The organism is Fictibacillus sp. UD (genome assembly GCF_043558025.1).
Classification (GTDB): domain Bacteria; phylum Bacillota; class Bacilli; order Bacillales; family Fictibacillaceae; genus Fictibacillus.
In genome coordinates, this window is the sequence record NZ_JARUHH010000006.1 from 1 (window position 1) to 20,905 (window position 20,905).

Below are 20,905 nucleotides of genomic sequence, written 5' to 3' on the forward strand. Positions count from 1 at the left end.
GGCTGATAAAAACAGTGTGCCTTAAAGCTTCCTGCACGCGGTTGATTGTACCAAGTTGCAGGACAAGGACCGCTTGGGTCAAAAAACCATAAAGAATTTTTAGCCGGATGAAAACGCTGGCCGTTAATGACTCTTCTGGCTAATCTTCGTTCGTTCTCTCTGGCACCTTGATAAAAGTATCCTTTAATGGTCGCTTCAAATCCCCCTGGCCTCTGAAAAACCATCTGCTGCATCGTTCGGATATTTTTAAAATCAAGGCAGTTAGAGCGAATGCGGTTCACGCCGGTATTGCCAACGAGCAGCATGCCTTGATCGCCTTCACCTTCCGCCTCAGCACGTATAAGTCGTGCAAGCAGATCAATATCCTTATTAGTCGCTTTAATGACTGCCACTTGCCTTCCCCCTCTATGTGTTGATTCATGGTGTACAAGCAGGGAAACAGAACATTCGATATATGTGTATGAGCTGTTTTTGGAAACTAGACCAAACTGGATAAAAGTTTTGCCTCTCTGACATTAGAAAACTAGAAAAGTAAAAGGAAGTGCATGAAGAAAAAAGATACAGAAGGGAATTTAGGGAAGCTGTTTTTTGGGGAACGTGCAATATAGTGCGAATGTACGTGCTCAGTGGACAAACTCATTGTTCGGTGTAGAAATAAAATTTATATCCACGTTATTCGTGATATATCCACGTTATTTTCATTAATTCCACGTTAATCGATTTTTACCATAAAAAAACTAAAAAGATGACTCGTCGACTGGAACGAGTCATCTTTATCCATTACACTTGCAAGTAAGACGGCACTGCTTCTTTTGTCAGGATGTTTCCAACATAGAAAGATCCGAATTCGCCGTAGCGTGCACTTACTTCATCAAAGCGCATTTCGTATACTAGCTTCTTAAATTGAAGCATGTCGTTTGAGAACAGTGTTACGCCCCATTCCCAATCGTCAAAGCCGACTGATCCAGTGATGATCTGCTTCACTTTCCCTGCATAGCCGCGGCCGATCATGCCGTGGGAGTACATCATCTTCTTGCGCTCTTCCATCGGCAGCATGTACCAGTTATCGTCACCATCACGGCGCTTGTCCATCGGATAGAAACATACATGCTTCCATTTTGGCAGCTCTGGGAACAGACGAGCTTTAATCATCGGATCCATCTCGCCGCTTTCGTTCTGCGGGTTGTACGTACTAAGCTCAACAACAGAAACGTAAGAGTACTCTTTTACTGTATATTGTGCGAATGCTGTTTTGTTAAATGCGTTCTCGATCTCGTTCAGTTCTTCCATCGTCGGACGAAGAAGCATCATCATGAAATCAGCTTTTTGTCCCATGATGCTGTAAAGAGCATGGCTGCCCGCTTTGTTTGCTTCTACGTTCTCCCACTTTTCAAGAAACGTTAAAAATTCATTGATTGCATATTCTCTCTGGTCACTCGTAAGCGTTTTCCAAGCGGCCCAGTCCATCGTACGGAAATCATGAAGGCAATACCAGCCTTCTAGTGTAATCGCTGCTTCACTCATCATTTATTCACTCCTTGCTAGATATAAACACGTCCCTACAAATATACCATAAGTAGGGACGAATCCAAAAAGGGGGATTAGCTGTATTGGCGAAGCAACTGCTCAATCTTACTTTTAACACCAGCAGGATTTTGCAGCTCGCTGCGAGTAAGTGTCAGGCGTACTTTCGTTTCGTCAAGATCCATTGCCTCTGACAGCATACCGAACAACCCTTTTCCTTTTTTATCAATTTCAAGTAAAAGTTCGATGCTGTCTGTTTGCGGAACCATGATTACTTCTAGCTCATCAAGCTTTCCAGCATATGCTCCTGAAGTTGGAACATACTCGAACTCTTGTAAAAACGGAAGTCTGCGGCGCATATAACGCGGTGCAGAACCACAGTATGCTTTTCGGAGGCGGAATCCAAGCTGTTCAATCGCATCAAAGATTGCAGACGTTTCAGCATCTGGCAGCACACGAATCTGATCGTTATCTGTGGGATCCACAGCCATCTGAATATCAAGTCCTGTTTTGATCCAAACAGGAGTATGTCCGAGAGTTAACGGTGCATCATATGGAAGTTTAAGAGAGAAAGGGATCTCTTGCTGGCTGCCTGCTTTTACAACAAGGGAGCTCGTAACAGTCGTTTTCTCAATCGCAGCTGTTTCGCGTACTTTTTTATCATCTATTTCACGATAGTATTCTGTCATTACATAAAGAGTAATGTGATCGATGTTTTGATCGACCTTGCCACCTTCAATTTTTATTTTTCCTGTAATGTTTTCACCAGGTGAGTAAGTATCTTTATCTAAAATTGTGTCTACCTTTGCTGATCCAATTCCTACTGAAGCTAACATGCGGTTTACAAATGACATGTGAATTCCTCCTCCAAATTTTTCTATCAATTGTACGGAAGAGGGATTAAAAAGATTCATGCGCAAATAAAAAACTTTCTCCCGATCTGGAAGAAAGTTTGTATCGTTCTAGGCGATCATTTTTCTACAAGCGTCTGCACATCTGAAACATGCCTTTGCACACTCCTGACAATGCTCGTGATCGTGCTGTTTACATTCATTACCGCAAGCTTCACAAACTTTTGCGCATAGTTCACAGATTTCTTTAATAAATGGGCTGTTTCGCGCCATCATCTCTGCAGCATAACTGCAAATATCAGAGCATTCACGGTCAAGTCTGATACAATCCGCCATCATCTTAACGTCTTCTTCTTTTAAACAAGCATCATAGCAATGGTTGCATGCTTGCATACAGCGCAGGCATTCATCAATACACTCTTGAAAAGTTTGGTTCATTTCTGAAAAACCTCCTACTAATCGATTTTAGTAAACTGTTTCCCCTGAGTCGTAGTTGTAAACATGCGAGGTGCAGACGTTGAAAAATTCGAAATATAAGAACTTCTTCTATCAAGCGCTTACAACTGCATGGGTAGGTTTAAAAGGTGTAAAAAAAGGAGTAACCTAATAGGGAATGCAAAAAGTAGAGTATTTATAGGAAATAGGAGGCAAAATCATGAGTGATCTTTTTATAGATTTAAAAAACAGAGTTCAATCCGCAAATCCGGTTATCGTTTTTCCTGAAGGAACGGATGAAAGAATTCTAGAGGCAGCTAGCCGTCTAGCATCTGAAAAGGTATTGCAGCCTATTTTAGTAGGAAACCCTGCTGACGTGACAGCAAAAGCACAAGCGGGTAACTTCTCTTTAGATGGGGTACAAGTGCTGAACCCAGCTGAATATGGCGAGTTTGACGCATTAGTTGATGCACTAGTTGAACGCCGTAAAGGTAAAACAACAGAAGAGCAAGCACGCAAAATTTTGTTGGATAAAAATTACTTCGGAACGATGCTGGTTTACACAGGCAAAGCTCACGGACTAGTGAGTGGTGCAGCACATTCTACAGCTGATACCGTTCGTCCGGCGCTTCAAATCATTAAAACAAAAGAAGGCGTGAAGAAAACGTCTGGTGCGTTCATCATGGTTCGCGGTGACGAGAAGTATGTGTTCGCTGACTGCGCGATCAACATTTCTCCAAACAGCCAAGATTTAGCGGAATCTGCGATGGTTTCTGCTGAAACAGCTCGCGTATTCGGAATCGACCCAAAAGCAGCACTTCTGTCTTTCTCTACAAAAGGATCTGCGGTTTCACCAGAGACAGAAAAAGTGGTAGAAGCATTGGAAGTTCTGAAAGGAATGAATCCAGATTTTCCATATGACGGAGAGCTTCAGTTCGACGCAGCGTTCGTACCGTCTGTTGCAGCGAAAAAAGCACCAGAATCACCAATCAAAGGGGAAGCGAACGTATTTATCTTCCCAAGCCTTGAAACAGGGAACATCGGATACAAGATGGTTCAGCGCCTAGGCGGTTTTGAAGCGATCGGACCGATCCTTCAAGGGTTGAATATGCCTGTGAACGATCTTTCCCGTGGCTGTAATTCAGAAGATGTATATAAGTTAGCATTGATTACAGCGATGCAAGCTCTGTAAGTTTATAAAAATGGAAAAGCCAGCTTTGTGCAGCTGGCTTTTTTTGTATGGAAATTGCAGGCGGTTTGGCCAGTCTGCTGTTAAAAATACACCATCACATAAAAATGGAGTCATATCACATAAAAAAGGACCGTTATCACATAAAAAAAATAGGAAGATCACATAAAAATAGCCGTTCATCACATAAAAATAAATTTCAGGTTCTATCTTGTACACCTCAAAAAGACACTGCCACCTAAAGTGACAGTGCCTTCTCATTTCGATCCCACATTCGTTTTATGTTTCCTGGAAGCAGCTCGCTTTCCTCCACCGAAAGCTGACCGCTGTAAAAAAGCTCGCTATTTTTGTGAAGTACACTTAGTAAAGAGGCGTGAATATCAGGAACTGTCACAGGGCGTCCAAGCAGTTCCGCTAAGCTTGCCATAACATCAGGCTCAATCACCGGGTACTGGAACTTTGTCTCCAATCCTGCTAAACCGCGCTTATAAAACTCTCCGATCAACGCCGCGCGCTCTGAACCGCTGCCGTCCACGCATAAGTAGATCTGTACAGCGACCCCGCCGCGCATACGCCGCTGGGAGATTCCAGCAAATTTTTTCCCGCCGATACTTAGGTCATAACTTCCCGGGCAATAAGAACCTACGATCTCATACGCTTCAAACGCTGCATCATAAGGCGCAAGCAGCTCTTCAACTAGTGCTGTCATCGTGTCGTACCCTTGATTGATGTCGATCGTGCCTTCTTTTTCAGGAAGAATGAGTGAGATGTTCAACACGCCGCTGTCAAGCACTACGGCAAGCCCACCAGAATTTCTCACAATCACGCGATAACCCCGAGACTCTAGAAAATCAATCCCTTCCCTTAGATGAGGCAGGCGTGTATCCTGTATGCCGAGGACGATCGTGTCATGGTGAACCCATGTGCGAGCTGTTGCCGGTGAATCACCGCTTCCGATCGATGTGCAAAGAGTGTCATCGGTCGCAAAAGACTGCCGCGCATCAAATGACGGGCCGAGCCCAGACTGATCGATCAGCCGCCAGACCGGCTGGCTCAGTAAATGATCCGCCATTACAATTTCTCCGCCACGATAATAAAGGACTTTGGAATGCCGCGGTCGAGTTCATCCGGGTGTGGTTCTTCAACGAGCTGTTTGATCCAGAGTCCAGCTGAACCGATCGCGGTAACAATCTCACCTAGTGTCCACTGGCGAATTTGTACTTGGAACGGTGCACGCTCTTCTGATGTTGCGTACTGCAGCTCAGGCAAGAACTTAGAATACGCCACGTCTGTCGTTACAAGTTCTTCGCTAAAGTAATCCCCCGAAACTTTATGCTTTCGAACCGATTGGCTTTTACCTTGTGATTCTATGAGTTTTGTTGAAACGGGGTGGAAGTCTTGCAGGATGAGTGTTCCGCCTTTTTTCAAAAGACCTGCTACGACCGCAAAGTATTCGTTCAGATCAGCAAAATAGTGAAGAATGCCGTTTTCCATAAACGCCATATCATAATCTGCAGTCATTTCCGATTCCGGCAGATTCAAAATATCCTCTACCACATAGCGGACATCAACATTAGCTGCTTTAGCCAGTTCTCGCGCATAAGCTGCGTTCGATTCAGAAATATCGATTACGGTAACTTCTGCTCCGAGTAAAGTGAGTGCTACTGCTTTACTGCCATGAGAACCTAAGAGATTCACAACTTTTTTGCCCGAAACTTCGCCAATGTACTGATCCAATGGCTGAAGCCGGCGCATAGGATCTTTTGTGATACGCGAAACTGCTTTTTCTGGCGTGCCAAAGCGGTTTACCCAAGCGGTATAAGAGCTGTTGCTCCATGCTTGTCCGTTTCTAATTCTACGTTCTTGATCCATGATTTGTTCCTCCTGAAATCTATATAAAATCTATCATTTCCGTATTAAGCCTTATCTAGTATAACTCAAATCAGAAGGGTAAGAAAATGGTGGATGCCGGTTATCTTTTACCGATATATATAAAGACCGGCTAGAAAAAAATAGTGGTTGTTTTCAAAGTTATGAACACGATACAATAGGGTATATTCTATTAAATACAACACGACTTTTTGTACAGAAAATACCTTCTCGACGGAATGATTGAGGAAGGGATTTTTCTTTTTTACGAGAACTCTTACCTATAAATGCTGTAGAGAGGGAGCAGGAAAAATTCAATGGCCAAACCATTAGGAAAGTTGCACGAAGAGAAAGTGTTTAAAGATCCGGTGCATCGATATATTCATGTGCGTGATGAGCTGATCTGGCGTCTGATCGGCACGCGCGAGTTTCAAAGACTGCGAAGAATTCGGCAGCTTGGGACGACATACTTAACATTTCATGGAGCAGAACATAGCCGTTTTAGCCATTCTCTTGGTGTTTATGAGATTACGAGGCGGATCATTGATATTTTTCAAGAAAAACAAACGTGGGATCCCGAGCAGCGCCTGCTTGTTCTATCCGCGGCCCTTTTGCATGATGTTGGACACGGTCCATTCTCACACTCCTTTGAAAAAGTGTTCGGGGTCGATCATGAGGAGTTCAGCAGAGATATTATTTTAGGAGATACAGAAGTTCATAACGTCCTTTTGCAGATGGGTGATGATTTTCCGAAGCAGGTTGCAGAAGTGATCGCGAAAACACACAGCGATAAACTGATCGTCAGCTTGATCTCAAGCCAGATTGATGCAGACCGAATGGATTATCTTTTACGAGATGCTTATTTTACTGGGGTAAGCTACGGTAACTTTGACATTGAGCGGATTCTTCGTGTGATGCGCCCGACTGAAGAGGGTGTTGTCATTAAATCGAGCGGAATGCATGCGGTGGAAGATTACATAATGAGCCGCTACCAAATGTACTGGCAAGTTTATTTTCATCCTGTAACGCGCAGTGCTGAAGTGATTTTAAGTAAAATTCTTCATCGAGCGAAGGAACTTTATGAAACAGGGTATACATTTAAGAGAGAGCTCTCTCACTTTAAAACGCTGTTTGAAGGCGATGTTTCACTTCACGATTATATTTCGCTGGATGAAGGTGTTATTCATTATTACTTCCAGGGCTGGATGGAAGAAGAGGATGCTATCCTTAGCGATTTATGTCAGCGATTTATTGATCGTAAATTATTTAAATATACCGAAATGGTCTCGTTTACGGATGGACATTTGCTGTCGGGCTATTTTACAGAAGCCGGCATCAATCCGAAATATTATTTAGTAGTGGATTCATCGTCAGATCTGCCATACGATTTTTACCGTCCTGGTGAAAAAGAAGAGCGTCTGCCGATTAATCTATTAAAACCAAACGGCGATATTCGCGAGCTATCCCGCGAATCCGATGTCGTTGAAGCGATTTCAGGAAAACGCCGCACAGATCATAAGCTTTATTTTCCGCTTGATCTCATTGAAGCGATTGAGGATGAAACGCTTAAAAGTAAAATTAAAGAGATTTTGAATAGATAGAGTTTGGCTCACCACCCAGATTTACTTTACAATAGAGTCTTTTTTAAAGATTCTTGCTTAAAAGACATCATTGCAAGTTGATTGAAGTGTAAGGCGAGAGACTCCTGCGGGACAGGCGGGCGGGTGAGACACTTATACGTGAAACGTACGAATGTGTCTCACCGCGTGCCCCGCGGAAAGCGAGCACCTGAAACGGAAATCAACTACTTACAAAAACAACATTGAATAGTGACAAAACAGAAAATAGATAAAACGAAAAAGGATGTTAGGGGGAAATACTGTGTTTGAGGATCATTTAAAGGTAGTCACCTTGATTCAAGAAGCCGGGGAAGTGGTCGGCCGGAAAAAGCTTCAAAAGATGGTGTATATCGCAAAAAAGCTGAATTTTCCTTTTCAAGAAAAATATCAATTTCACTTTTATGGCCCATATTCCGAGGAGTTAACGTTAAAAATCGAAGAGCTCTGCAACATGGGATACATACATGAAGTAAAAGAAAAGGTGAGCGGTTATTCACAGTACCGTTATGCCGTGAATGAAGAAGGACAGAAGCTTCTTTCCACATATGGTGCGGAGATCGAACAGCTAGGCAATTGTGTGCGCTCAATGAACGAGCAGTCATCACGTTTTCTGGAGCTTGTTTCAACCGTTATGTACTTTGAAAAGCTTGAGCAGGATGAGATCAAAGAAAAGGTCCAGACCGTTAAAGCGAAACAAAAGTACACAGAAGAAGAGATGGATGAAGCTTTTGCATATATCAACTCATTAAAAAGCCAAGTGCAATAAAAAAAACCTGTTTGAGGGCATCGGTTTATGCAGCCTAAGAACAGGTTTTTTGTTTACCATTTAAATTGAAGCGGATGACCGTGATTGTAAAGGCCATAAAAATAAATAAATCCAATAAACACACAAAAGGGAACGAGAATAGCAAGCAGTGTAGTTACAAAACCTTTTACAACACTCTTGTCGTAAAGGCGAGTTGCGTAATAGCCGATTCCTAATCCTAAAAACAACAGCGACAAAATTAAAGCAGCAAGCCAAATCTTCATGCGACACCATCCCTTTTTATCAGCATATCCACCGAATTCTCCGTATAAACGACAGTTTATCTGAAACTTTTTTCTTTTTCTTGCGACTAACAAGAAAAAGGAGGGCATAGTGATGAAAAACATGAAGCTGTTTTTAATGGCATGTCTGCTCGTTCTCCTTGCCGCTTGTGGCTCTAAACCAGTGCCAGAAGAGGACAAACAGAACGGAGCAACTCAAATTGAGAATGATATTCCTGCTGAAAAAGCGGGTGTAGAAGCAGAACTAGCAATTGAAGAGGGCAATGAGGAAGCGAATCTCTCGTTGAAAAATTCATCTGATAAAGAGGCAGGAACAGGAACCGCTTATGTATTAGAAAAGTGGACAGATGGCAAATGGGAGAAAGTAAATAATAATCAAATGTTTACGGAGCAGATGATCATGGTGAAAGCGGGAGAAAACTTTGATCAAGTCATTGATTTAAAGGATCAAGAGGCTGGGACATACCGAGTGTCAAAAGATTTCTTTTTAGATGAAAAGAAAGAAAAGGTAGCAGTTGTGTTCGATAAAAAATAAGAAAAGACCGGTTGCAGCCCTTAATTTAAGGGTTGGCCGGTCTTTTTGTGTATGAGAGATAATTGAAGTCCTTGAAAGTGGTTGATTTCCGTTTCAGATGCTCGCTTTCCGCGGGGCAGGCGGTGAGCCACATTCGTACGTTTCACGTATAAGTGTCTCACCCGCCCGCCTGTCCCGCAGGAGTCTCGCACCTTACACTCCAATCAACTTGGCAATGAAGAACAAATCCTCAATTCACTTTTTATTAGAAAGAAAAAAATTAGTGAGGTAAAAACGCTAACTGATAGAAGAACAATACCGCAAAAAGATAGACTAAAAACGGAACCTCACGATATTTTCCTTTTACTACTTTTAAGATTGGATATGAAATAAATCCTAGTGCAATACCTGTTGCGATCGAAGACGTGAGTGGCATTGTTAAAATAATTAAGAACGCCGGGAACGCTTCATCAAGCTCGTTCCAGTTAATCTTGCTCAAAGATCCGAGCATCAAGCTGCCAACGATTATGAGTGTTGGTGCCGTGATGGCCGCTAGACCCGAGATGGCACTTACGAGCGGTGCAAAGAATGCAGCTGCGATAAATAAAATCGCAACGACAACAGACGTTAAACCAGAACGACCGCCTGCCGCAACACCTGAAGAAGATTCGATATAAGCACTCGTTGGGCTCGTGCCAAATGCCGCACCAACCGTAGTTGCAACAGAGTCAGCTAGTAATGCTTGGCGTGCACGAGGCATCTTTTTGCCTTTCATGAGACCAGCTTGTTCAGCTACACCAACCATCGTTCCTGTTGTATCAAAGATTGTTACGAGCAAGAAAGAAAATACGACAGCATATAATCCATATTGAAACACATCAGAAAACGCGGTGATCGGATCACCAAAGATAAATAGTTCAGATGGCAGGTTGGGAACAGACATAATTTTGTCTTCGAATTTAAGTTGTTCTGTGTAATAAGCAATAGCACCTGTTGCAATCATTCCGAAGAACAATGCGCCGTTTACGTTTAGAGCCATTAAAATGAGTGTGATAGCAAGTCCAGCAAGTGCTAAGAGTACAGTTGGCGAGTGCAGATCACCGAGCCCTACTAAATTTTCCGGATGAGCGACGATAATTCCAGTAAGTCGCATTCCGATAAAAGCGATAAATAGTCCGATACCAGCTGTAATTCCGTGCTTTAAGTTTGCAGGAATCGATTCGATTAATTTTTCTCGAAATGGTGTTAACGATAAAATTACAAAAAGGATACCTGCAACGAAAACAGCACCGAACGCGATACGGTAGTCAATGTTAGGGTTATTCCCAACGACCGAAAACGCAAAATACGCATTAAGCCCCATACCCGGAGCGATAGCGATCGGATAGTTGGCGAGAAGTGCCATCCATAATGTTCCGACAACCGTGGCGATGATTGTTGCCATAAATACCGTGTCAAAAGGAACACCTGCGGAATGTAAAATAATCGGGTTAACCACAACGATGTAGACCATCGTTAAGAAGGTAGTAATACCCGCTAAAATTTCTGTTTTAATGGATGTACCAAGTTCTTTTAATTTAAAAAAGGATGAAAGCATGTGTTTGAACCTCCAAAATACGAACAATTTATAAGTACATGATATATAATATTCGTTTTTAACGGATTATTCAACATTTATCTTTAGGTTTCCATCTGAGAATTTTTTATGTTTTGTGATACAATACGTGGTAACAATGAATGGTAGAGGAGCTGGAAGCATGAAAGATTTTTTCAATTCCAATGACGGCGATAAAAAGAAAAAAGGGATGGGCTTTACCATCATTAGCGGTGATTCAACCGATGGACATGGCGGATATGGTGTAGGAAGTTTAACACTCGATCACGTAACGCCTGTTATCGTTGATGTTGAAGATTCGATCGCTTATATCGATATGGGTGCAATGCATGCTAGAAGTGACGTGGAAAAGCGCATAAAATTCACTCCTAATCGTGTAGATACACCAAACCCGAGACTGTATTGGCTCGTTTGGGTAACGATCAACCGCGGTGCTGAAGGTCCATATTATTTCGGTCTAACGGCTTGTGAGATGCAAGTAGACACTGAAGCGCGACGTGGATATAAAAGTCTGCCAGAACACGTGAACCGAATGGATAAGTCCATGAAGGGAAAAGTGATCGTCGAGGATATGGACGTAAGTGCTCGCCGAGTGCTCGGAAACTTCCTTAAAGAGCATGATGAAGGGATGTTTAGCCGTTCTAGTGACGAAATCAAGTCATTAGTGGAATAAATATGGCAAAGTTATGAACCTTTTTTGAACATTTTTCAAATAACTTGTGACAAGAAAGCACTTCCATTAGAATGTAGATAGCATTGTACACACAATGTTTCTAGGACAATAAAGTGCCCGGGGCTCCTGTAGTAGAGCTCCGGGCATTTTATTTTGTGCAGGATTTGGTAAAAGATAGGACTAGTCGAATGGTCTCGACCCCCCGTAGTTTATGTAATTAGGACTCGCGGGATTATATCCGAAATTCGCGGGAATATCATCAGAACTTGCGGGAATATCATCAAAACTCGCGGGATTATCATCGAAACTTCAGGAAATATTGTTTTATGATTAAAAAATCCCTGTCCGGCTCACCAATAGACAGGGATTACAGGTTCACCAAGAAAAAATCCGCTTAAAAAATCCCTTTTTCTCCTGCTTCTTCTCCAATTTCTCTTTTATTTCATTTGATACACCGTGTTCATCACAATACTCAACAGGTTCTGTTCCTTTTTCATAATACGAGATGCGCGTGACCGGGCAGCTTTCGGTTGCGAGCTTGCCGTTTTGCGGATTGATCGTTACCGCTGTTACACCTTCTGGCTGCTCAAATGATAGGATCTGTTTATTTTTTAAAGCACCTTCCATAAAATACGCCCAGATTCGCTTCGAATAGCCCGTATCGTTCACATCGTGCAGCTCTTCGTTGTTATCGTAGCCGACCCACACACCAGTAACGAGTTGTGGAGCATACCCGACCATCCAGCTGTCGTTCGGAGTGGAGCCCGACTTTCCTGCCATCGGACGCGTCAGATAATGGTTGATGCTTGATCCTGTTACGCTCGTATAGTCATTCAGCTTTTCATCAAACGTTCCTGCCAAGAGATCGGTCATCACAAACGCTTTGTTTTCATCGATGGCCTGCTCGCTTTCGTACTTGTGCTCATAAAGCACTTCGCCTTTAGAGTCCGTAATCTTGGTAATAAAAACAGGTTCTACCTTTTTGCCGCCATTCGCAAAAACTCCGTATGCTTTCGTCAGTTCTAAAACGCCTACTGCCTTTGATCCAAGAGCAAGTGATGGAATGCCGGCAAGTTCACTCTTGATGCCAAACTTCTTTGCTGTTTTCACGAGTTTGTTTGGTCCTAAATAAAGGTTCGTTTTTACAGCATATATGTTATCAGAAAGAGCGAGCGCTTGTGCCATCGTTATAAAATCGTTCGCGTAGCGGTTTTTAAAGTTCTTCGGCTTATAGCTGCTTATGGCGTCTCCCATCGCGAATGTGGTCGGTTCTGATTTAATCGGAGTCGATGCTGTATATCCGTGCTCGAGTGCGGTGTAATACAAAAACGGTTTGAAAGTCGAGCCTGGTGCTCGTTTCGCTTGGAGCGCACGGTTGAAGGAACTTTCCTCAAAGTCCCGGCCGCCAACGAGCGCTTTTACATCGCCGCTGCGAGGATCCATTGCGACTAATGCGGTCTGAATGGAGCTGTTATCGATAATCCGGTTTTCAATCGTATGTTCAGCGACTTCCTGCATGTGTGGATCGAGTGTTGTGTAGATGCGAAGCCCGCCGAACTGTATAGAGTTTGTGTTTACGTTCAGTTCTTTTTTTAATGCACGCATAACAGCATCCTGAAAGTAAGGAGCGACCGTTGCGATCTCTTCCTCTTCTTCACGAACATAAGATAACTTATCTGAAGCTGCTTTTTGGACGTCCGCTTTTTTGATCGAACCATCCTCAGCCATTGAGCTTAGTATAATTCCTTGCCTTTTCTTAGCGTTTTCTTCGTGTAGAATCGGTGAATAGTAACTTGGGCCTTTTGGGATCCCTGCGAGCATACTTGCTTCACTTAGAGAAAGTTCCTCTGCATTTTTTCCATAATAATAGCGTGAAGCAGACTGGATGCCATATGAACCGTGACCATAATAGATCGTGTTCAAATAACCTTCTAAAATCTCATCCTTTGAATAACTCATTTCAAGGCGCAGTGTGTAAAACGCTTCTTGAAACTTTCTTCGCCACGTTTTTTCATGTGTAAGAAAAAGGTTTCGGGCATACTGCTGGGTAATCGTACTTGCTCCTTGCACTTTCGCACCAGCTTTAATGTCAGCGAGTAGTGCTCCTGCAATCCTCTTCAAATCAAATCCGTTATGTTTATAAAAACTTTTATCTTCAATTGAGATTGTGGCAGAAATCAGATTCTTATCTATTTTTTTGAGCGGAACCCAATATCGGTTCTGCCCTCCGTTATTGATCTCGCCCATCTTCGACCCGTCAGCGGCGTACATGATGGTTGTTTGCGGAACAAGCAATGCAGGCGGGCCCATGAGTTTAGCGAGAAGTAACAGCCCAATGAATGAAAGCGCAAAGCTTCCTGAGGCAATGATTCCCCATTTTTTGATCCAGCGTATTTTTTGCTGTTTCGTAGCTTCTTTATAAACCTGCCAAAACTTCATAATCCGCCCTCCTTAAAGACTCTCATTTTCTTATCTAGTATGGTGAAAAAAGACGCTCCTTAAACGTAGGAAAGGGAATGAAATGCTATAATGCTAGTGAGACAGAGGAGGTTCGGAATATGCTTATACAAAACATTCAATATATGACGGTAAGTGATGATGGAAGATGGGTTGTAAACAATGGCGACATCCTTATAAAAGACAATAAAATTGATTCAATAGGAAACGTTGAATGGGATGAAACAGTTGAGAAGCTGGACGGAAAAGGAATGCTTGCTCTGCCTGGACTTGTAAATGGGCACCAGCACACTCCGATGTCCTTATTGCGCTGCTATAGTGATGATGTAACCTTAATGACATGGCTGAATAAAAAGATGCTGCCGCTTGAGATGAAGATGAATGATGAAGATCGTTATTGGGGAGCTTTGCTTTCGATGGCGGAAATGATTAAAAGTGGAACTACTTCTTATGCAGATATGTACATAGGCATCGACACGATCGGGGAAGCGGCTGTGGAATCTGGGATTCGATCAGTTATAGCGCGTGGACTTATCGCGATGGATTTGGATTATGAAGGACGATTGAAGGAAGCTGGGGAAGTTGTAGCTCGCTGGCACGGAAAAGGAAACGGCCGGATTACAACGATGATCGCACCGCACTCGCCTTATATGTGCCCGCCTGATTTTTTACGGTCGGCTGTAAATCTTTCTAAAGAAAAAGACGTTCCACTGCACATTCATTTGGCAGAGACGAAAGATGAAGAAAAGATGATCCAGGAGAAGTATGGGGTGAGCCCTGTTGAATATTTAAGGCAAGCTGGTGTATTTGATCGTCACGTGCTGCTCGCCCATGGTGTTCATTTTAACGATGCAGATTATGAAACACTGACGACTGTGCAAGGCGGCATCATTCATAACCCGGTGAGCAACGCGAAGCTTGGGTGTGGAATCAGTGATGTTAAACGACTGATGGATTTCGGTGTGAAAGTGGGGCTAGGAACGGATGGACCTGCGAGTGCCAGTTCACTCGATCTGTTTTTGGAGATGAAAGCGGCAAGCTGGTTCCAAAAATTGAAGTACGAAGAGGCGGCTGTACTGAGTGCGCATGATGTGTTGACGATGGCGACACAGAACGGTGCTGACATCCTCGGAATCGGAAATGAAGTCGGATCGTTAACAGTAGGAAAGAAGGCGGATATCCTATTGATGGACATGAACAAGCTTCATCTGACTCCGAGTCATGAACCGGCAAACTTGCTCGTCTATTCCGCAACAGGTCAAGACGTAGATACGGTGATCATCGATGGGAAGATGGTAATGCGCGGTCGTGAGTTGAAGACGATTGACGAAGAAAAAGTGATGGCAAATGCTAAAGAACGAACGAAAGAGCTCTTAGGACGATTGTAAGTAGAAAGGCGCCTCAAATTTGAGGTGCTTTTTTGTCGTAAAAATGATTGACACAAAAATTAAAATCATGATATTATAAAATATTTGATTAAATTATAGGGGTATGGTACTCTTAGAAGGTTAGCAAATCTGGAGGTGGAGTATTTGTTTCAAATTGGCGATAACATTGTGTACCCAATGCATGGAGTAGGCGTAATTGAAGCCATAGAAGAAAAAGAATTCCCCGACGAAAAACAACAGTATTATGTTATAAAAATGTCAGTCAGCAACATGCAAGTTATGATTCCAGCGTGTAAGATTATGAATTCTAAGATACGCCCTGTTACGGAACTATTAGCATTAAAGCAGATTATGCACGATTTTCACAATGGAGAATCTGAAACTTTACTAACGTGGAAAGAAAGATACAAAGTAAATTCAGACAAGCTAAAAACGGGTGAAATACGTGATGGTGCCGAAGTTGTACGTGATTTGATGCGTATGAAGAAAGAAAAAACACTGAATGCAAGCGAAAAAAAGATGTTGGAAAGTGCATATGGATTTTTACTCAGTGAACTTGAAGTAATCAAAGGAATCACTGAAACCCAGATTAAAAGTTTCTGTTAAGGTTTAATGGCATGATATGAGGGCTTGAAAAGGATCTCATTCATAGTCGTTTCAGAGACAACACACTTCTTAAACTTACTTAGTTTAACCTCTTTAATTTCTACAACCATCTAATCCTTAATTTTGATTTTACTTTCCTCTATAACCTTATGAAGTTTTTCAAATAAATTCTTTTCAATAATCACTTGATCGGAGTAATACTGATTCACACTGGCACGGACAAGGAGCCGTAAGGATGGAAGAGAGGTAGGGCTTCCATTGTTTTAGGTATACCTCAGTGACTATTTTTAGAAGATTTACTTATCCACCTCCACTAGTACTGTTAATTGTATATAAAAATGGGAAAAGCAGCCGAGAGTGGGTAACGCGGTTTGCTTTTTTACTTTTCAACAAAAAAAGTTCGGAAAATTATGTTAAAATAAATAGGGTTTTAATACCTCTAATTAAATAAAAGAAGGAGGCCAACACGTCATGATCATTAAATGGATCAAATTTCGTTAATGACAAGTGCAGGCCAAGATGACTCCGTTGAGTACTTATTGCTCTGCGCTCTACACAAGGCGAAAAAATAAATTCACGGAGGATACAATGATGAAACAACAACTTTTACAAACGAATCAGGTGGATATAAATACAGAAAGCTTCGGTAACCCTAGTGATCCTGCTGTTCTGCTCATCATGGGGGCGATGTCTTCGCTCGATTGGTGGGATGAAGAATTTTGTGAGCGTTTAGCAGCAGCGGGCAGATATGTGATTCGCTATGATCATCGCGATCTCGGTCAATCCGTCGTCTATGAACCTGGAACTTCAAACTATACGATTACGGACCTGGTTGATGATGCGTTTGGAATTTTAGATGCCTATTCCATAGAGAAAGTGAATATCATGGGAATGTCTCTGGGTGGAATGATCGGGCAGATTATGGCGATCAAGCATCCTGAACGTGTACTAAGTCTCACCATCCATGCATCCAGTGTCTTCGGGTCAGAGCAAGCTGAGCTGCCTCAGATGGATCAGAAGATTTTAGATTTCCATGGAAAAAGTGCTTCGATTGATTGGTCAGACCGAGAGTCGTCCATGGCTTATTTAGCAGAGGGATGGGCAGTTCTTTCAGGATCAAAACCCTTTGAAAAGGAAAGAATGTACACATTGGCAGAAAGAGAATACACACGTGCCAAACAGATTCAAAGCCGCTTTAATTATATTTTTCTAGGTGGCGGTGAAGAGTATTTGGATCGTATGAGTGAAATTGGAGTTCCTACGATTATCCTTCACGGAACTGAAGATCGGGCACTTCCGTTCGAACACGGTCAAGCGCTTGCAAGAGCGATTCCGCAGGCTGAACTCGTTCCCCTCGAAGGAACCGGTCATGAGCTGCACACAGAGGATTGGGATATCATTATAGCCTCAATTGTAAGGAATAGTTCTATAGGAAATTAAAAGTCAAGTTAGCCATGAACAACGGTTGGGTGTTCATGGCTTTTTAAAATTCTTGAGTTCCAGGCATGTTGGTAAGAGGGGTATAATGCTGGGTGTTTAGAGTCGAATTTTGTCAACTCGCCGATAAATGATCAAAACTCGCCGGATTATAGCAAAAACTCGCTGGATTAATTCAATAATTTCTAGGATTATGACCTCAATTTCCTGAATCAAAGTCGTTAATACCCCTACTGGTATTAAGTCAGATCACTTATAAGAGCAAGGGCTGCCCTATATTCGTTCGTATGTGCTCTATTTGTCGTTTGTAAAATAAAGATTCAAATAAAAGGATTACTTTAAACAAGTTTTGTTCCTTAATATCCGTTTTTTTAGAAACTTCACTAAAAAGAACTCGTCCGTGCTAGACACGGACGAGTTGGGCGCCAGAAGGGACACACGAGCCGGTAAAGCGAGGCCGGTTTTTCTGGAACGAAAACCCGGGTGCTTTTACACGTGTGACAGAGGCCTATTTATTTTTAGACGTAAGGACAGTAACGATAAGCGAGCTAAATGCGACCGCAAACATCAACGCCTCAAAGATCGTCAGAGGCATCACCCCCCTTAACTGTAAGCTGCAAAATCAGCTAGATGTCCAGCTTCAGTTTAAAAAAGGGAATGCGCCGACCGTCTGTCATTCTGAACGCTATCTTCATTATACCACTTAATTAATCAGAATAGTCTGCCAAAAGAAACGGGGTATTTGTCCTATTTTAATAATGAAAGATTAGGGAAACAGTAATGTGGTATGGAAAAGAAGCGGCTATTTAGATTTGGCGCACATTCTTACAAAAATTGAATTGGAATCTTAGGTCCTGGAATGCTATAATCATTTTGTTTGTAAAAAGTTGAAACAACGATGCCTGGCATTTCAAAATATATAGTAGGAGTGAGACCAACATGAGTATTTGGTTTACTGAAAAACAAACGGAAAATTTCGGAATTACAATGAAAATTAACAAAACGTACGTATCTGAGCAAACAGAATTTCAAAAGCTGGATATGGTAGAAACAGAAGAATTCGGAAACATGCTAATCCTTGATGGCATGGTAATGACAACGCAAAAAGACGAGTTCGTTTACCACGAGATGGTAGCGCACGTACCTCTTTTCACGCACCCTAACCCGAAGCACGTTCTAGTTGTAGGTGGAGGAGACGGCGGAGTAATCCGTGAAGTGCTGAAGCACCCATCTGTTGAAAAGGCAGTACTTGTTGAGATCGACGGAAAAGTAATTGAGTACTCTAAACAATATTTGCCTGAAATCGCTGGTGACTTAGAGGACCCGCGTGTTGAAGTAAAAGTAGATGACGGATTCATGCACATCGCGACAAGCGAGAATCAGTACGATGTAATCATGGTTGATTCCACTGAGCCAGTTGGACCAGCTGCTAAGCTTTTTGAAAAAGGTTTCTATGAAGGAATCTCAAAAGCACTTAAAGAAGACGGTATCTTTGTTGCACAAACAGACAACCCTTGGTTCACGCCTGAGTTGATCTCTCAAGTGTTCAGTGACGTTAGCGAGATCTTCCCGATCACTCGTCTTTACACAGCGAACATCCCAACTTACCCAAGCGGACTTTGGACGTTCACGATTGGATCTAAGAAACACGATCCATTAGAAGTTCCTGCTGATCGTTTCCACGATATCGAAACGAAATATTGGACACCACAGCTTCACACAGCTGCGTTCGCGCTGCCGAAGTTTGTTAGTGACTTGATTAAAAAATAAATATTAAAAATAGGGGCCGTCAAAAGTGAGTGTGATCTTGCTTTCGGGACGGTCCCGTATTTTACATAAGGAGTGTAAAACTTATGCGTTTTGATGAAGCTTATTCTGGAAATGTATTTATTTTAAGCAAGCCTGATTATAAGACTGCTGATGCTGTTCTTTACGGAATGCCGATGGATTGGACGGTTTCATTCCGACCAGGAAGCCGTTTCGGCCCTGCTCGTATTCGTGAGGCGTCACTTGGCCTTGAAGAGTACAGCCCATACATGGACAAGCATCTTGAAGAAGTGAACTATTTTGATGCTGGAGATATTCCATTGCCTTTTGGTAATCCGCAGCGTTCACTAGATATGATTGAAGAGTATGTTTCAACGCTACTCGCTGACAACAAGTTCCCGCTTGGAATGGGTGGAGAGCATCTTGTAACTTGGCCTGTATTTAAAGCATTAAAACAAAAATATGATGACTATGTGGTAATTCACATTGATGCTCACGCTGACCTTCGCGAGCAATATGAAGGTGAAGTTCTTTCCCACTCAACACCGATCCGTAAAGTGTGTGATTTGATCGGAGCTGAAAACGTTTATTCTTTCGGTATCCGTTCTGGTATGCGTGAAGAGTTCGAATTCGCAAAAACAAGCGGCATGCACATGTACAAGTTCGATGTGGCTGAACCTCTAAAAGAAGTTCTTCCAACATTAAAGGGACGCAACGTTTACGTTACGATCGATATCGATGTGCTTGATCCATCTGCAGCTCCTGGAACAGGAACTGCAGAAGCGGGCGGAATCACTTCCAAAGAGCTTCTTGAAGCGATTCAGTTGATCGCAAAAGCTGACATCAACGTGATTGGTGCAGATTTAGTAGAAGTAGCGCCAATCTATGATCACTCAGAACAAACGCCAATCGCAGCAAGCAAGTTCCTACGTGAAATTTTACTTGGCTGGGTAAAATAATTGAAGAAAAGCCCCTGTATGTCAGCGATTTGCTGATGAACAGGGGCTTTTTAATTGGCCGGGAGAGTGGATGTGAGTGTGCCGAGCGGTGTCGAATGGCCTTTATTTGCTGATTTAGACTTAATTTTTTCTATTAAGACTTAATTAACCTTCAATTAGACCCAATTCAACATGAAAACGACTTAATTGGGGTTCACCGCTTCATTAAAGCCCAATAAGAAAACCGGCCTCGCACTATCGAGACCGGCCATCAACTAAGCTAATTTTTCTACTAACTTTTCTTTTTTTACGGATTTTGCGAACAATACAGCTTCAATTGCAAAATAAACCAATGATCCGACACATACATATGTCCAGATTTCTTGAAGCTTTGCGATCTGCCACATGTCGAGCAGCATGAACAGGGAAGGTAGTGTTAACGTCACCCATGATTGAACGAAAGCGACTCTTCCGATGTACGCTTCGTAAGGCTTCTTAAGTGCGGACGACAAAAAGAACAAAAACCATAGAAACGCCCACAATACCCAAGTCAGTGCGTTAACGACGTCGTTTTCCTGAACATAAAAAACGAGTGCGTAAACGATTGCCATCATCGCAACCCATAACGAGTACCATCCAAGGCCGCTCGCATCAAAGCCTTTTAAAATGGTCACCCCTAAATAGAGGTAGGTGAATCCAAACAAGAAGACGGCACCGTTATTAAACATCGACCAGTTCGATCCATCAGATGTAATGATCAGATAGATCGGAGTGATCACTTGCAATAAGCCGACTAATATATTAAAAAACGCGACACTTTTTTCCTCTGCTTTTCCGAGCAGCATCAAGCTGTTTAAGAATAAAGCTCCACCCGAAAACAGTAATCCTATAGCACCCATTTTATTCCCTCATTACTTTTTATAAATTTCTTTTAGAGGTCTGACCTCTTACATTTATCAAATATAGTAAATTCTTA

The 20,905-nt window shown here is 42.4% G+C and carries 22 protein-coding genes; 11 read left to right on the plus strand and 11 right to left on the minus strand.

Annotated features, from left to right (window positions below; translation table 11 throughout):
* The 4 genes from P8610_RS11330 to P8610_RS11345 form a co-directional block, all read right to left on the minus strand.
* Positions 1–392 (minus strand): cell wall hydrolase (locus P8610_RS11330; protein ID WP_394604472.1); only part of this gene is annotated, 392 nt, incomplete at its 3' end.
* A 388-nt stretch (positions 393–780) separates the two neighbouring features.
* Complete coding sequence (gene hemQ / locus P8610_RS11335; RefSeq protein ID WP_394604700.1) at positions 781–1,524, minus strand: hydrogen peroxide-dependent heme synthase; 744 nt, start codon at positions 1,522–1,524, stop codon at positions 781–783.
* Positions 1,525–1,601: 77 nt separating this feature from the next.
* On the minus strand, positions 1,602–2,378 hold the full coding sequence (locus P8610_RS11340; protein WP_394604473.1) for a sporulation protein: 777 nt from the start codon (positions 2,376–2,378) through the stop codon (positions 1,602–1,604).
* Positions 2,379–2,486: 108 nt separating this feature from the next.
* Positions 2,487–2,813, minus strand: coding sequence for a four-helix bundle copper-binding protein (locus P8610_RS11345; RefSeq protein WP_289493982.1), 327 nt, complete (start codon positions 2,811–2,813; stop codon positions 2,487–2,489).
* A 217-nt stretch (positions 2,814–3,030) separates the two neighbouring features.
* Between P8610_RS11345 and pta the strand changes: the two genes are divergently transcribed.
* Positions 3,031–4,002, plus strand: a complete 972-nt coding sequence (gene pta, locus P8610_RS11350; RefSeq protein WP_394604474.1) for a phosphate acetyltransferase — start codon at positions 3,031–3,033, stop codon at positions 4,000–4,002.
* Positions 4,003–4,237: 235 nt separating this feature from the next.
* Here pta and P8610_RS11355 read toward each other — a convergent pair whose 3' ends face one another.
* Complete coding sequence (locus tag P8610_RS11355; RefSeq protein WP_394604475.1) at positions 4,238–5,071, minus strand: lipoate--protein ligase family protein; 834 nt, start codon at positions 5,069–5,071, stop codon at positions 4,238–4,240.
* Positions 5,071–5,871, minus strand: coding sequence for a class I SAM-dependent methyltransferase (locus tag P8610_RS11360; protein WP_394604476.1), 801 nt, complete (start codon positions 5,869–5,871; stop codon positions 5,071–5,073). Before P8610_RS11360 ends, P8610_RS11355 begins: the two co-directional genes overlap by 1 nt.
* 314 nt (positions 5,872–6,185) lie before the next feature.
* Here P8610_RS11360 and P8610_RS11365 point away from each other — a divergent pair, with 314 nt between their 5' ends.
* Both P8610_RS11365 and P8610_RS11370 read left to right on the plus strand, forming a co-directional pair.
* The gene (locus P8610_RS11365) at positions 6,186–7,469 is read left to right on the plus strand and encodes an HD domain-containing protein (protein ID WP_394604477.1); all 1,284 of its coding nucleotides are present in this window, start codon (positions 6,186–6,188) and stop codon (positions 7,467–7,469) included.
* 280 nt (positions 7,470–7,749) lie between these two features.
* On the plus strand, positions 7,750–8,253 hold the full coding sequence (locus P8610_RS11370; RefSeq protein ID WP_394604478.1) for a YwgA family protein: 504 nt from the start codon (positions 7,750–7,752) through the stop codon (positions 8,251–8,253).
* 53 nt (positions 8,254–8,306) lie between these two features.
* On the opposite strand, the gene P8610_RS11375 is transcribed toward P8610_RS11370, so the two are convergent.
* On the minus strand, positions 8,307–8,516 hold the full coding sequence (locus tag P8610_RS11375; protein ID WP_394604479.1) for a hypothetical protein: 210 nt from the start codon (positions 8,514–8,516) through the stop codon (positions 8,307–8,309).
* 112 nt (positions 8,517–8,628) lie between these two features.
* On the opposite strand from P8610_RS11375, the gene P8610_RS11380 reads away from it, so the two are divergent.
* Positions 8,629–9,069, plus strand: a complete 441-nt coding sequence (locus P8610_RS11380) for an immunoglobulin-like domain-containing protein (protein ID WP_394604480.1) — start codon at positions 8,629–8,631, stop codon at positions 9,067–9,069.
* Between the two features lie 20 nt (positions 9,070–9,089).
* Here P8610_RS11380 and P8610_RS11385 read toward each other — a convergent pair whose 3' ends face one another.
* Both P8610_RS11385 and P8610_RS11390 read right to left on the minus strand, forming a co-directional pair.
* Entirely contained in the window at positions 9,090–9,260 is a 171-nt protein-coding gene (locus P8610_RS11385; RefSeq protein ID WP_394604481.1) for a hypothetical protein, read from the minus strand.
* 68 nt (positions 9,261–9,328) lie between these two features.
* Positions 9,329–10,645 (minus strand): NCS2 family permease, encoded by a 1,317-nt coding sequence (locus P8610_RS11390; RefSeq protein ID WP_394604482.1) that lies wholly within the window; start codon positions 10,643–10,645, stop codon positions 9,329–9,331.
* A gap of 160 nt (positions 10,646–10,805) precedes the next feature.
* Here P8610_RS11390 and P8610_RS11395 point away from each other — a divergent pair, with 160 nt between their 5' ends.
* Positions 10,806–11,336, plus strand: coding sequence for a YwhD family protein (locus tag P8610_RS11395; RefSeq protein ID WP_394604483.1), 531 nt, complete (start codon positions 10,806–10,808; stop codon positions 11,334–11,336).
* 375 nt (positions 11,337–11,711) lie between these two features.
* On the opposite strand, the gene P8610_RS11400 is transcribed toward P8610_RS11395, so the two are convergent.
* Complete coding sequence (locus P8610_RS11400; RefSeq protein WP_394604484.1) at positions 11,712–13,775, minus strand: transglycosylase domain-containing protein; 2,064 nt, start codon at positions 13,773–13,775, stop codon at positions 11,712–11,714.
* A 119-nt stretch (positions 13,776–13,894) separates the two neighbouring features.
* Here P8610_RS11400 and P8610_RS11405 point away from each other — a divergent pair, with 119 nt between their 5' ends.
* From P8610_RS11405 to speB, 6 genes are all read left to right on the plus strand, one after another.
* A complete protein-coding gene (locus P8610_RS11405) occupies positions 13,895–15,181 on the plus strand; it encodes an amidohydrolase (RefSeq protein ID WP_394604485.1) in 1,287 nt (428 codons plus the stop codon).
* 144 nt (positions 15,182–15,325) lie between these two features.
* A complete protein-coding gene (locus P8610_RS11410; RefSeq protein ID WP_198768716.1) occupies positions 15,326–15,787 on the plus strand; it encodes a CarD family transcriptional regulator in 462 nt (153 codons plus the stop codon).
* 591 nt (positions 15,788–16,378) lie between these two features.
* Positions 16,379–17,227, plus strand: a complete 849-nt coding sequence (locus P8610_RS11415; protein ID WP_394604486.1) for an alpha/beta fold hydrolase — start codon at positions 16,379–16,381, stop codon at positions 17,225–17,227.
* Positions 17,228–17,721: 494 nt separating this feature from the next.
* A complete protein-coding gene (locus P8610_RS11420) occupies positions 17,722–17,931 on the plus strand; it encodes a hypothetical protein (protein WP_394604487.1) in 210 nt (69 codons plus the stop codon).
* 232 nt (positions 17,932–18,163) lie between these two features.
* Positions 18,164–18,994, plus strand: a complete 831-nt coding sequence (gene speE / locus P8610_RS11425; protein ID WP_289493997.1) for a polyamine aminopropyltransferase — start codon at positions 18,164–18,166, stop codon at positions 18,992–18,994.
* Between the two features lie 83 nt (positions 18,995–19,077).
* On the plus strand, positions 19,078–19,950 hold the full coding sequence (speB, locus tag P8610_RS11430) for an agmatinase (protein ID WP_066244630.1): 873 nt from the start codon (positions 19,078–19,080) through the stop codon (positions 19,948–19,950).
* 254 nt (positions 19,951–20,204) lie between these two features.
* Here speB and P8610_RS11435 read toward each other — a convergent pair whose 3' ends face one another.
* On the minus strand, positions 20,205–20,828 hold the full coding sequence (locus P8610_RS11435; RefSeq protein ID WP_394604488.1) for an AmiS/UreI family transporter: 624 nt from the start codon (positions 20,826–20,828) through the stop codon (positions 20,205–20,207).
* Between the last annotated feature and the right edge of the window lie 77 nt (positions 20,829–20,905).